This window comes from Pediococcus pentosaceus ATCC 25745, from assembly GCF_000014505.1.
Taxonomy (GTDB): domain Bacteria; phylum Bacillota; class Bacilli; order Lactobacillales; family Lactobacillaceae; genus Pediococcus; species Pediococcus pentosaceus.
In genome coordinates this window covers 127,015-142,573 of the sequence record NC_008525.1, presented here as the reverse complement: position 1 = coordinate 142,573, position 15,559 = coordinate 127,015, and the positions used below count along the sequence as shown (strand labels likewise).

Genomic DNA, 15,559 nt, shown 5'->3' with positions numbered 1-15,559 from the left:
ACTTCCTTATTATCCAAAAAAATCTCCACCGTCAGATTTTTATCTAACAGTGGAGATTTTTCGTTTTTACGATTTAAAGATTAATTCCCCAAAACTAATCTTCACCATCGCGTTTACGTTTCTTACCAAGTCCGAAGAGACCAAGGCTTCCAGCAAGCAATCCTAGAATTCCTACTTCACTCATTGAAGAGTTGTCTTCTTCGCCAGTTTGTGGCAAGCGTTTTGCAGGAGCTTGTTGTTGCATTGCTTTTCTAGCCACGTGAGCTGGTGTAACAGTCTTCGTTGGAGCAACCTTAGGAGCAGGTGCTGCTGGTTTTTCTGGGGCTGGAGTTGGAGCAGGTTCTGGTTTTGGTTCTGGTTTTGGTTCTGGTTTTGGAGCAACTTGCTTATGATGGTAAACAACCACTAGGTCAACATTTTCAGTTGGGTTATCAAGTGCAGCAATCACATCTTGGTCTGCAACATAGCCATCAATATCAGGACTATCTACAGCTTCAAATGATCCGTCTGCTGTCCATTCACCATACGTTACGACCGTTGTGCCATCTGCATTGAAGTGAACATGGGCATCACGAGTGTAGTGAACCGTCTTCGTGTAAGTATCGGCCAATTCATTACCATTTTCATCAACGTAATGGATTGTTTCTGTTACATCCTTGTTCAAATCACCTTCGTCCACACCGTCTGGGTAAACCGGACTATATGGATTTGATGGGTCGAGCGGTGTATCTGGAGAAATTGGGTTATCAGGTGTAACTGTATGATCAGCGACGTAATAGTAAACTGTTTCGTTAAAGTCAGCACCTGGTTCTGTAACTGTGCGTCCGTCAATAACTGGGCGGTCAGCAACATATCCGTCAATTTCTGGTGATGTAACTGCGTCAAATGAGCCGTCTGCTGTCCAGTCACCATACGTTACAGTAGCATTACCGTCTTGGTCGTATGAAACATGGGCTGTGCGTGAGTAATGAACCGTGTGAGTATAAGTGGCAGCCATTTCTTCGTCAGTTTCAGCGTTAATGTAATGTACTGTTTCTGTTACATCTTGGTTCAAGTCATCATCATCTACACCATCTGGGTAAACTGGACTATCTGGATCCGCTGGATTGATTGGTGTATCTGGGTCCTTTGGATCGTCCGGTGTTACGTCTTGGTCTGTTGGGTAGTAGATTACGGTGTCACTAAAGTCAGCTTGACTTTGTGGATCAGTAACTGTCTCACCTGCGACGGTCTTATCAAGAGTGAAGTACCCGTCGTACACTGGACTATCTACCGCACTGAAGCTATCGCCATTATCAGCTTTCCAATCACTATATGTGACCGTTGCGTTTCCGTCTTGGTCATAGTGAACAGTTGCTGTACGTGTATAGTGAATATCCTTCGTGTATGTGCCGAGTTCATTTCCATTTTCGTCAACGTAATGGATTACTTGGCTAACATCAGCATTCAAGTCGTCTTCATCTACACCATCTGGATATACTGGACTTAATGGATCATCCGGATTGATTGGTGTATCTGGGTCCTTTGGATCATCTGGTGTTACGTTTTGATCCGTCTTGTAGTAGATTACATTTTCTACAAAGTCAGCTTGATTTTGTGGATCAGTAACCGTCTTACCGTCAACACCCTTGTCAAGGGTAAAGTAACCATCGATATCAGGGTTGGCTACCTTATCGAATGAACCATCAGCTTTCCATTCCCCGTATGTGACCGTTGCGTTTCCGTTTTGATCATAGTGAACAGTTGCTGTACGGGTGTAATGAACATCCTTCGTGTATGTGCCGGCTAATTCTTTACCATTTTCATCTACGTAATGGATGGTTTCCTTAACATCAGCGTTCAAATCGTCTTCATCTACACCATCTGGATATACTGGACTTAATGGATCATCCGGATTGATTGGTGTATCTGGATCTTTTGGATCATCTGGTGTTACGTCTTGACCAGTCTTGTAGTAAATTACGGTGTCGCTAAAGTCGGCCTGACTTTGTGGATCATCGACTGTCTTGCCTGCGACGGTCTTATCAAGGGTGAAATAACCGTCATAATCTGGACTATTGACTACACCGAAGCTATCGCCATTATCAGCTTTCCAATCACTATATGTGACCGTCGCGTTTCCGTCTTGGTCGTATGTGATACGAGCTGTACGGGTATAGTGAATATCCTTCGTGTATGTGCCAAGCTCATTACCTTGATCATCGACATAATGAATTACTTGGCTAACATCAGCATTCAAGTCGTCTTCATCTACACCGTCTGGGTAAACCGGACTTAATGGATCATCCGGATTGATTGGTGTATCTGGGTCCTTTGGATCATCCGGTGTTACATCTTGACTTGTTGGGTAGTAGATTACAGTATCGCTAAAGTCAGCTTGACTTTGTGGATCTGTAACAGTCTTGCCTGCGACGGTCTTATCAAGAGTGAAGTAGCCATCGTAGTCTGGACTATCTACTGCACCGAAGCTATCGCCATTATCAGCTTTCCAATCACCGTATGTGACCGTTGCGTTTCCATTTTGATCATAATGAACTGTAGCTGTACGGGTATAGTGAATATCCTTCGTGTATGTGCCGAGTTCATTTCCATTTTCGTCAACGTAATGGATTACTTGACTAACATCAGCATTCAAATCGTCTTCATCTACACCATCTGGGTAAATCGGACTTAATGGATCGTCCGGATTGATTGGTGTATCTGGATCCTTTGGATCATCCGGTGTTACATCTTGATCAGTCTTGTAGTAGATTACGGTGTCACTAAAGTCAGCTTGACTTTGTGGATCATCGACTGTCTTGCCTGCGACGGTCTTATCAAGTGTGAAGTATCCGTCGTAGTCTGGACTATCTACTGCAGCGAAGCTATCGCCATTGTCAGCTTTCCAGTCACCGTATGTGATACCAGTAACATTACCATTTTGGTCGTAATGAACTGTAGCTGTACGAGTATAGTGAATATCCTTCGTGTATGTGCCGAGTTCATTACCGTTTTCGTCTACATAGTGGATTACTTGACTAACATCAGCATTCAAATCGTCTTCATCTACACCGTCTGGGTAAACGGGACTATCTGGATCACTTGGATTGATTGGTGTATCAGGGTCCTTTGGATCATCTGGTGTTACGTCTTGGTCTGTCTTGTAGTAGTAAACCGTTGTATCAAAGTCTTTTTGACTATCAACATCATCAACGGTGTAAGCACCGGCTTTACTACGACTTGGGAAGTATCCGTCAACTACTGGTGAATCAACATCCGTAAATGAACCGTCTGCCTTCCATGGGTCGTAAATAACTTCCTTGACTGTTCCGTCAGTATTGTAAATTACGTGACCAACACGTGAGTAATGAACGTCAATCGTCTTGTCAGGAGCAACTTGTTCGCCAGTTTCTGGGTCTACATAGTGAATTGTTTCAGTTACGGTCTTGTTCAAGTCTTCATCTGTTACACCCGCTGGGTATACTGGACTGTTTGGATTACTTGGATCGACCTTGTCACCATTATCCTTTGGATCATCTGGTTGAACTGGTTGGTCGTCAGCGTAGTAAGTGATAGTAACATCATCCACTGTGCCTTGTTCAGGATCTACACCCTTAACTTCGCCCGTATGTTGAACATCAGCAAAGTAACCATCGAAAGTAGGTGAATCAAATCCCTTGAAGTAATCGTCGCCGTCAGCTTCCCAGTCACCATAATGCGTAATTTCGCCAGTTACGGTATCAATTGTTACTGTACGATCAAAGTTTACTTCGTTCGTTGTGTCAGCTTGCATCTGACCGCCAGTTTCTCCGTTATGGTAGTGAACAGTTTGCGTTACAGTTGCATGCGTATCATCGTAGTATGGATCATCTGGATCACTTGGATCAACCTCCTTGTGTCCATGTTTCAAATGAATTACAACGTTATCACTATCATCGGCGGTGAACGTAATTGTAACCGTCTTGCCATCTGATGAAACTACGCCACCGTCGGTGCCGACATATTCATAGCCATCTGGGATTGTCACGGTATATGTTGTGGAATCGTCCGTCTTACCAGTAACTGTTACGATGTCACCGACTTGAGCACCGCCCTTATCGTCATCAACGTAAGTAACCGTGGCATCTTCATCACTTGCTGTATAAGTAACGGTTACTTCGACATCATTAACTTTTCCATCTTTTCCGTTTGTAACGTTTGGTTTTTCGCCAGTTACTTCCGGTTTATCAACTGCATAACCTGGCTTATCTGGTGATGTTACTGAACCAAATTCAGTATCATCGACTGCTTTCCAGTCACCGTATGCTGTGATTTCCCCAGTTACTTCATCGATTGTTACACTACGTTCGTAATCCAATGTTTGTGAATCATTATCATCGAAGACTGTATTACCATCTTGGTCAACATAATGAATATGTTCTGTTGATGTTGTGTGCGTATCATCGTAGTATGGATCATCTGGATCGCTTGGATCAACCTCCTTGTGTCCATGTTTCAAATGAATTACAACGTTATCGCTATCATCAGCTGCGAAAGTAATTGTAACCGTCTTGCCGTCTGATGAAACTACGCCACCGTCGGTGCCGACATATTCATAGCCATCTGGAATTGTCACGGTGTATGTTGTAGAATCGTCCGTCTTACCTGTGACTTTTACGATGTCACCGACTTGGGCGCCGCCCTTATCGTCATCAACATAAGTAATCGTGGCGTCTTCGTCATCAGCCGTATAAGTAACGGTTACTTCAACATCATTAACCTTTCCGTCTTTTCCATTAGTAATTTCTGGTTTTTCGCCAGTTACTTCAGGAGTATCAGGTGTGTATCCCGGCTTATCTGGTGATGTAACGGTGCCAAATTCAGTATCATCGACCGCTTCCCAATCACCGTATGCTGTAATTTCCCCAGTTACTTCATCGATTGTTACACTACGTTCGTAATCCAATGTTTGTGAATCATTGTCGTCGAAAACTGTATTACCATCTTGGTCAACATAATGAACATGTTGAGTCGATGTTGCATGCGTTGCATCGTAATATGGATCATCTGGGTCGCTTGGATCAACGTCCTTGTGTCCATGTTTCAAATGAATTACAACGTTATCGCTATCATCAGCTGCGAAAGTAATTGTAACCGTCTTGCCATCTGATGAAACTACGCCACCGTCGGTACCGACATATTCATAGCCATCTGGAATTGTCACGGTGTATGTTGTGGAATCGTCCGTCTTACCAGTAACTGTTACGATGTCACCGACTTGAGCGCCGCCCTTATCGTCATCAACGTAAGTAATTGTGGCATCTTCATCCATAGCTGTATAAGTTACGGTTACTTCGACATCACTAACTTTTCCATCTTTTCCGTTTGTAATTGTTGGTTTTTCGCCAGATACTACCGGTTTATCAATCGCATATCCTGGTTTGTCTGATGATGTTACTGAACCGAATTCGTCACCATCAACTGCTTTCCAGTCGCCATATGCTGTGATTTCACCAGTTACTTCATCGATTGTTACACTACGTTCGTAATCCAATGTTTGTGAATCATTGTCGTCGAAAACTGTATTACCATCTTGGTCAACATAATGGATAACTTGGTTCGCTGTCGTATGCGTGTCATTGTAGTATGGATCGTCTGGGTCGCTTGGATCAACATCCTTATGTCCATGTTTCAAATGAATCACAACGTTATCACTATCATCAGCTGTGAACGTAATAGTAACCGTCTTGCCGTCTGATGAAACTACGCCACCGTCGGTGCCGACATATTCATAGCCACCTGGAATTGTCACGGTGTATGTTGTAGAATCGTCCGTCTTACCAGTAACTGTTACGACGTCACCAACTTGAGCGCCGCCCTTATCGTCATCAACGTAAGTAACCGTGGCATCTTCATTACTTGCTGTATAAGTTACAGTTACTTCGACATCATTAACTTTTCCGTCTTTTCCATTAGTAATTTCTGGTTTTTCACCAGATACCACTTTAGTATCAACTGCATATCCCGGCTTATCTGGAGATGTTACTGAACCGAATTCGTCGCCATCCACTGGCGTCCAGTCGCCATAACTAATAACTTCGCCAGTTACTTCATCGATTGTTACACCACGTTCGTAATTCAACGTTTGTGACGTATCATCGTCAAAGACCTTATCGCCATCTTGATTTACATAATGGACCGTTTGAGTCGCTGTTGTATGTGTTGCATCTTTGTATTCACCTGGATCATCTGGATTGATATCCTTGTGCTTGTGTTTCAAGTGGATTGTTGCATTATCACTATCATCGGCTGTGAAACGTAGCTTTAATGTCTTGCCATCGCAAGAAATAAAAGTTGCACCCTCTGCACCAACATATTCATATCCATCAGGAATTTTTACTGTATAGACTCCTAAGCCATCCGTTTTACCTTTTGTGTCTTCAGTCTTAACAGTCTTACCATTCTCGTCATCATCGACATAGGTAATTGTTGCCACTGCAGGATTTGCCGTATAAGTAACAGTTACTTCAACATCTTTGACAGTTCCATCAGGGCCGTCTGTCATGTCTGGTTTTTGAGCAGCCACTTCCGATGTATCCGGTGTATAACCATCCTTGTCTGGCGATGTAACTGCTGCAAATTCATCGTCGGTCACTGGTGTCCATTCACCATATTCAACAACTTCGTTAGTCACATCATCAATTGTCACCGTACGAGTGAAGTCTAGTTTGCCACCGCCATCTTCGAAGACTTGGTCGCCATCTTCATTTACATAATGAATTGTTTCAGTCGATGTTGCATGCGTTGCATCGTAATTTGGATCACTTGGATCATCCGGTGTAACTGGAGTTAGATGATGCTTCAAATGAATCACAACGTTATCACTATCATCATCCGTAAGAGTGATTGTCACCGTCTTACCGTCTGATGAAACCACGCCATTACCATCAGCTCCGACGTATTCGTAACCATCTGGAATTGTGACTGTTGTCGTCTTTGATGTATCTATATCGCCATTAACGGTCACAACATCACCAACTTTTGCGCCGTCTTCGTCATCATCAACAACCGTAACCGTTGCAGTAGCTTGTTCAATGAAATAGACAGTCATATGTCCATACTCTTCGCTGAATGCCTCTTCAAAGTCACGGCTCATTGAGAATTGGCCTTCACCATCAGCATCATTACTCTTAGCTGCATCGTACCGGTATTTCGTCCCCACTGCCTCATCACCAAAAACACCTGTACCTGCAGCTAAATTCTTGATAAGCTGCGTTAAATCGATCCCAACATTCGCTAGAATATCCTTAGCTGAGCTATCAATACTTCCCATATCAATACCATCGACGGTAATCGTACCATCTCCATCAAATTCGATATAACCCAGAACGTTATCATCTTGATCCTTAACCTCGACGATAACTCGACCTTGATAAGTTTGATTTTCAGACGTAGGCATTCCTCTAGATCCATCATTTATACTATTTGCTACATGTTTAGTTGTAGAAATTTGATCATAAAAGCTAGCTCCATCTAATGCAGTAGAACGGACGATATCTCTAACTTGTTGGTCCGTCAGGTTGAAGTATTTATAATTTTGATTGTCCGAATAACTTTGAGAATTGGCAGTTCCATTCGCAGTATCGTAGACAATTAACTGTGCCCAATTTGTATCATAATTACCGGAAGGTATTCCATCACTACCTGATTTTGTAAACCCTAATCGTACATTTTGATCTTCCCATACGTTAAGTCGTACAAATGCATCTGCTTCTAATAGCGCAGAACCGGCACGATGACCACCATCTCCAGTATAGCTGATTACATGGCTTGCAAAAAAACCTAATTTTCGTTGACCATTGGTGTAGCTTTTATCCCAAGTGTTCGCTGGGTTGCCATCACTACTAGTGCCACCAATCCAATCTGAACCCAGACAGATCATCCATTTACCCTTTAAAAATTCGTCCATTGTAGTAGCTAACAGACCAATCAATGGATCAGATACACGCGATTCTGATGCGATTAATTCCAAATTACCATTTTTCCTATTGTAACTTTTGGATCCATCTTCGAAGATGTATTGCGTAACTATTGCTACGCCTGATGGACTTTTATCTTCAACGGTTAAGTTGTGTTCTTTGACATAGTCTAAAATCTTTTCCGTTTCACCTTTAGTTAGAAAGTGGTGGCGACCATAATAAGTATTATCCAAGTAAATGGACATCACTGAGCCATTTACTGTAATATAATCCCCTTCGTGAGCACCTTTTTTAGTGTTAGTTCCCTTTTCAAAGAATTGATCACTTAAATCAGTTCCGGCACTAGCTTTATGGGTTGCTTGAGCTTGTTTAGGGAGTCCCTTCACCTTGAGGTGATTACGCGTTGCGTAATCAACGATAGCTTGATACTGTTCGTCAGTTAATTTTTTATTAGCTGCTACGCTAAAGACCAACTGATTGCCGGTTTGTTTAACTGTTGCGACATCATCAAGATGGAATTTAGTTTTCAATTCTTGTGAACTGGATGCGCTTGATTTAGCACTAGTTGTAGCTTTTTTTACTGCACTTGAATTAGTAGTTGCGGCAGCACTCTTAGTAGCTGCGGAAGTTGCTTTTGAACTACTCTTCGTCGTAGCCGTACTGGAAGCTTTACTTGCTGAACTACTATTAGCTTTAGATGTGGCACTTGAGCTAGCCACACTACTGTTTTGATCAGCAGCTTTAGATGTAGCCTTACTTGTAGCTTCGCTACTGCTTGCTGAAGAGGCCTTTGAACTACTTGAGCTGGCTGTCGAAGTTGCTTCAGAAGTTGTTGCTGAAGATGTTTCAGAGCTAGCACTACTTGAAGTAGCTGAACTAGTAGCGCTGGAAGTAGCTACGCTAGTAGCCGATGAACTAACTGCGCTACTAGTAGCTACGCTAGTTTTTAAAGCTGCGGCACTAGGTGCTGCGCTAGAAACCGCACTACTAGTAGTACTGTCATCCGTCTTAGTAGCCGCTGTTGATGTAGCAACGTCAGCATGCACACTTTGTGGCATTAATTGTGATGACAATCCTCCCGTAGCAAAAGATAAGGTTGCTAGACCTGCCACCAACCAAAGTTTTCCTGATTTATACAGATGGAAACGTTTCTTTTCTTCCATACTGTCGTGTAATACTTTCTGATTCGCCTTGATTATTCTCTTGGACATAGAATAAGCCTCCTCGATTTTTTAACATTTTCACACAACCTGTTTATTTATCGCCTGTTATAATTAACAACTTATCAATAACAGTAGACATGGTTCCGTACACACCCTAAATAATACATCATAAACTGTATTTTGTCGTGTGTTTTTCGAATTTTTTTCGGTCCGAGAAAATAAACGCCGTATACTTATTTTTTCGATAGAAACGTTAAGGAGTTACTTATTGTTATCAAAATCTATTTAAGGGGGTACAATTCTTTTTGAGTATCACTTTTTGGGTAAAAGTAACAGAAAACACGTTATCAGTCCTATAAACTAATAACGTGTTTTGCTATTCTATGGCCCTACCACCATCATTTGTTACTTTAAGTAACCATGATTTTTTGTGGTTACATATCGGTTACCGTCATGATTACCTCCTCACTTTGGTTACCAGCTGGATCAATTTGGACAAAATGGATATTCTCGCCAGCTGTGAGCTCAACACCGTCTGCTAGGTGTATCTCCCAAGTACCATCGGCTTCTACTACTACACTGCCGAGTACAGTACCATCATCAAGGTAAGCTTTTATTGTATCACCCGGTGTTCCTGTTCCCGAAAACATAACTTGAATTGAAATTATAGCATTGACTTGCGGTGCACCCACTTCTTTTGGTACTACTGTAGTTGGCACTTGCTCACTTTGGTTACCGTCTTCGTCAGTTTGCACGGCGTAGATGTTGTCACCATTTTTGAGATCGATATAACTTGAGACATCGACCGTCCAGTCACCGTTGGCATCGACCATTGCGCTACCGATTTCCGTACCATCATCGAAGTAAACCGTGACCGTGTCACCTGGTACACCCTTACCAGTGATGGTAGGGTCACCGGCAGTTGGAGCATCAATTTTTGGATTTTCGACTGTTTTTGGTAGCACCGTTGTACTTGCTTTATCACTTTGGTTGCCGTCTTTGTCAGTTTGCACAGCATAGATATTGTCGCCACCATTGAGTTTAGTATGGTCCGAGACTTCTACTGTCCATGTACCATCTTCGTTGACTACGGCACTACCGATTACAGAGCCGTCATCGTAGTGGACCGTCACCGTGTCGCCTGCCACACCTTTACCAGTGATCGTTTCAGCACCAGCGATTGGCGCATTGATTTCTGGTTTCGCTACTTCTTTTGGTAGCACTGTTGTACTTGCTTTATCACTGTGGTTGCCGTCTTTGTCGGTTTGTACCGCGTAGATGTTGTCGCCACCATTGAGTTTAGTGTGGTCCGAGACTTCTACTGTCCATGTACCATCTTCGTTGACTACGGCACTGCCAATTATAGAGCCATCATCATAGTAGACCGTTACTGTATCGCCTGCTACACCTTTACCTGTGATTGTTTCAGCACCAGCGATCGGCGCATTGATTTCTGGTTTTGCTACTTCTTTTGGTAGCACTGTTGTACTTGCTTTATCACTTTGGTTACCGTCTTTGTCAGTTTGAACGGCGTAAATATCATCGCCCGCATTCAAGTTGGAATGGCTTGGTACATTCACAGTCCAAGTTCCATCAGCCCCAACTACGGCACTGCCAATTACCGATCCGTCATCAAAGTGAACGGTCACTGTATCACCCGCCGTTCCCTTACCACTAATAGTTCGGTCCCCTGCAGTTGGAGCCGTAATTTCTGGTTTTGCCACTTCCGCCTTTGGTAGTACCGTTGTATTAACTTTGTCACTTTGGTTACCATCTTGATCACTTTGCACGGCGTAAATCTTGTCGTTTGCTGCTAGGCTCGTATGACCAGAGACGTTCACGGTCCATTTACCCTCACTATCGACCACCGCACTGCCGATTACGGTGCCATCATCAAAGTAGACCGTTACTGTGTCGCCGGCTACTCCTGTACCAGTGATAGTCTGATCGCCTTCGGTTGGGGCTTTGATTGTAGGATTTTCTACTTCTTTGGCTTTGACCGTGGCATTGGCCTTATCACTTTGATTGCCATCTTGATCGGTTTGTACAGCGTAGATATTATCGCCACCATTGAGTGTAGAGTGGCTTGGTACATTGATGGTCCATGTGCCGTCGCTACCAACAACTACACTACCGATTTCAGAGCCATCATCGAAGTAGACGGTTACGGTATCACCGGCCGTTCCTTTACCAGTGATGCTCTTATCACCGGCGGTTGGAGTATCAATATCTGGTTTTGCTACTTCCACCTTAGGTAGCACTGTTGTGTTGGTTTTATCACTTTGATTACCATCTTGGTCGCTTTGCACAGCGTAGATATCATCTCCAGCATTGAGACTCGTATGACTTGAGACCTTCACTGTCCATGTGCCATCAGTATCGACCACTGCACTGCCGATTTCGGAGCCGTCATCGAAGTAAACGGTCACAGTATCACCGGCCGTTCCTTTACCAGTGATGACTTTGTCGCCCTCAGTCGGTGTATTGATTTCTGGTTTGGCTACTTCTGCTTTCGGTAAGACCGTTGTATTGGCGTGGTTACTTTCATTACCGTCTTGGTCGGTTTGAACAGCATAGATGTCGTCTCCGGCATTCAAGTTCACATGGCTTGATACATTCAATGTCCAAGTTCCATCACTGTTGACAACCGTACTACCGATGACTGAACCATCACTGAAGTGCACGGTGATTATATCACCCACGGTTCCTTTACCGGAGATTGTCCGATCGCCTTCGGTTGGCGCGGTAATTTCAGGTGTAGCCACTTCTGCTTTTGGTAAGACGATTGTATTAGCCTTATCACTCTCATGACCGTCTCGATCCGTTTGGACAGCATAGATATTGTCACCCGCATTCAAGTTTACATGGCTTGATACATTCAACGTCCAAGTTCCATCACTATTGACGATGGTGCTACCAATAACTGAACCGTCACTAAAGTGCGCGGTGATTGTATCACCCGCAGCTCCTTTACCAGAGATTGTCCGATCGCCTTCAGTTGGCGCGGTAATTTCAGGTGTAGCCACTTCTGCTTTTGGTATAACCGTTGCATGCGTTTGACTACTTTGATTACCGTCCTGATCCGTTTGTACGGCATAAATTCCGTCACCCTCAATTAATTTAGCATGATTTGGTACACTAATCGTCCAAGTTCCATTATTATTAACAACTGTGCTACCAATCAAAGATCCATCATCAAAGTAAGCTGTAACCGTATCACCAGCTATCCCTGTTCCAGAAATGACCTGATCTCCAGCGGTTGGCTGGTTAATTTGTGGAGCTTCAACAGCACCGGTAACTACGCGATAGGTTGGTTTGCTTTGATTTCCCTTAGTATCAATTTGAATAGCGCTTAATTCTTCGCCATCAATCAAATTCAGATCAGCTGGTAAACTAACGGACCAAGTGCCATCCGCTCTTACCGTGGCTGTTCCAATCAGATTACCCGTGTCATTGTTGTAAAGCTTGATAGTATCATCATAGACACCAGTTCCAGTAACTTTGCGATCTCCTGCTTTAGCAGGGTTGATAATTGGGGATGCAACTTGATCTTGTACTCTTTTTGATACTTCATCACTCCGGCGTCCTTGCTGATCAATTTGAGTGGCGTAAATGACTTCCCCGTTGTATAAAGTATATCCAGGTTCCAAATCAACTACATACTTCCCATTTTCATCAACGATACCTCGCCCAATTGGATTGTGATTATCATTGTAAATAATGATTGTGTCGCCGGCAATCCCTGTACCACTCACTGTATTATCACCAGTAAATGGTTGGTCAATAGTTGGTGGAGCAACTACTACAGGTGATGGTTGGACAACAACGTCTGTCCCTTTACTTTCAACCCCGTCAACGGTTTGAGACACATCAATAATAGTTCCAGCTGTTTGAGGTGTGATTTTGAATTGGAAACTACCGTCACTGTTGGCCGTTCCAGAGGCAATGACTGTGCCACTAACCGTAACTTCAATATGAGCTCCTGGCTCGGCTGTTCCACTAATCATTCCATCGGTATCATAAATTGGTTGATCAACATATGGAGCTGGCAATTCATCTTTCTTTGGCATTAATTGATTAGTATCTAGCGATGCTCTGGCTGTATAGTCAGATACATCATTCCAGTCAATAATCGAAGTTGGTTCAGTTAAAATTGCTTCAAACGGATAGTTGTTAGAAGCATCATCAATCGTTTCATGATAAGTATTGACCGCTCCTCCTAAATCCAAATCAAAGGTAATTTGATAATTTTTCCATCCTAACGCTGATTCACTAGGATTTCTAACCATCAAATTTTCCCCGTCAAAACTATAGTCTTTGGCTACATAGTCATAGTTATCCTGGTAAATTGATGTGCTGAAATGGAAATGCCCCTGGATGAATTCATAAAAACTATTATCAGCCTTCATTTTATTAAACAAATCGCGCAATTGTTTTGGTATTTGAATTGATATTTGTGAATTTTCGAAAGCTTGAAGACTAAGCGAATCTCCGTTGTAAGTAAAAATTAAGTGTCCTGAATAAGTCCCATCATCGTTAATTTTAAGACCATTGATAGCTGAACCGTCAATTTCTAAGGTACCATTAGCCAAGACATCGATTCCGGCCTTTACGTTGCCGCTCTTATTTGCTTGCTTTTGGATATTACTTTGCTTATCGGTATCGGTTTTCTTTTTAGTTGTATCAATATCTTGATCTTGTTGATTATTTTGATTATCAATGGCTGCTTTAGCCGCATTGTCATTAAGATCCTTATTTTGGTTATCGTTTTGAGCTGGATTAATTCCGTCTGCATCTACGGTAGCAGAACTCGAAGCAGCGCTTGATGGATTGGTACTTGCGTTCGAGCTAGCATTCGAACTCGTAGCTGAACTAGTTGCCGACGATGTGGCGTTGGATGAAGTTGTTGCTGATGAAGTGGCATCTGATTTAGCCGATGTATTTTTTGCCGGTGTGCTAGCGGAACTAGCCGCACTAGATTTTGTCTTTTCCCCAGATGTACTAGCCGAACTATTGGCTTTAGTTGCCGAAGAGCTAGCCGAGGAAGATTGTGTTTTAGCTGCACTAGAAGGAGCTTGTGAATCCTGTTTTTGAGTATCGTTGCTTACACTAGGAGCGGTGCTAGCTGTTTTAGCTTTTGATTCCGTCACTGCGGAAGTCGCGGAACTTGGAGTTGAGCTAGTTGCGCTTGAACTAGCGGAAGTTGCTGCTTTGGTAGCAGCACTTTCAGGCGCCGAAGAAACTGTGGTCGCCTCTTGTTTCGTACTATTTTTTTGAATCGCAGTAGTTTGAACTGTGTCGTTAACTGTATCAGCTTTAGCGTTACTTGTAGAGACCATTCCCGTCCCCAACAATGAAAGCATTACAGCCGATGCGAAAATCCAATGTTTATTGGCTTTATACATCTTAAAGTTTTTATTTTCTATATCAACAATATTTTCCCTATTTCTATACCTTCTTACCATTATAAAAACTCCCATCAAAAAAATTTTTTTAAGCTAGTCCGCAGATAATTCCAGCAATTGATATGTACGATTAAGTGTTTCTTAGCTTATGCTGAAATAATAATACCCGCTGTTTATATTTGCAAGCGTTTACACTTAGATAATAGTAAGTTTTTCACATATTCCCATTTGAGGAATCTGACAGGTGTTAAAATCCCATGGTTAAGGCGTTTATAGCGTTTTTGTTTATTATGAAAAAGATGAAAAAGCGAAAAAATTATCCGTAAAAATCATTTTTTAAGCAAAAGAAAATAGCCCAGAAATTTTATCATCAAAACTTCTAGACTATTACTTTACTTGTAAGGAAGATTCTTATTTACTAGTGTTTAACTTGAACTGCGCTTTAATTTTGGAATTGTTAGCCTACCTAAAATCTATGAAAATCATCCATTAGATTCCGACCCATAACTACTGCCCCCAGTAGCCTTAATTCTTACCATTCTTCACTTCTTCCCAAGTGAATCATTATCATCCCAGATCTGTCGCTTCCCCGACAGATGTACTTGCTCAAGTATTTTTTTCTTACCACTTTTTACGGAGCTTGATTCAAAACCCTTTGTTGCGATATTGCGTGCCGCCTTCAACGAAGTCGGACTTCCCCTGTTACTGCTTACCCATAAAATGCGTCATTTCACAACTCAATTACATCCCCTAATTGCACATTGCGAAAATCGTTTTTTGCGCACAATTCCGTCATTAACCGATTAATTCCTACAATAATCGTACAGTAGCCTTACACTAGTGGTTATTTAGTCTTACAAGCCCCTCCCCTTGTTCTCAAAGAACGTTTATCCACCACCACTTCAAGGAGATTTTCCCAAGAAGCTCAGATCAGTGGCGGTGCTTAATGCCTCACGACATCTTGGCCCTACCTCCATGAGAGACTTGTAATATTAAATTTTAAGAATCATCCTTTCATTTTTCGGAAACCGTGTCAGTGCAATAACAACTGCTG

2 protein-coding genes are annotated in these 15,559 nt (G+C 42.6%); both read right to left on the bottom strand.

What is annotated here, in order from left to right; genetic code table 11:
• Nucleotides 1-94 precede the first annotated feature (94 nt).
• The gene (locus tag PEPE_RS00580) at nt 95-9,148 is read right to left on the bottom strand and encodes a mucin-binding protein (RefSeq protein ID WP_011672852.1); all 9,054 of its coding nucleotides are present in this window, start codon (nt 9,146-9,148) and stop codon (nt 95-97) included.
• 386 nt (nt 9,149-9,534) lie between these two features.
• Nucleotides 9,535-14,565, bottom strand: coding sequence for an Ig-like domain-containing protein (locus tag PEPE_RS00575; RefSeq protein WP_011672851.1), 5,031 nt, complete (start codon nt 14,563-14,565; stop codon nt 9,535-9,537).
• Nucleotides 14,566-15,559: the final 994 nt, after the last annotated feature.

Coding starts and splice junctions, on each gene's coding strand:
- PEPE_RS00580 (WP_011672852.1), bottom strand. CDS start 9,148: ATGTCCAAGAGAATAATCAAGGCGAATCAGAAAGTATTACACGACAGT.
- PEPE_RS00575 (WP_011672851.1), bottom strand. CDS start 14,565: ATGGTAAGAAGGTATAGAAATAGGGAAAATATTGTTGATATAGAAAAT.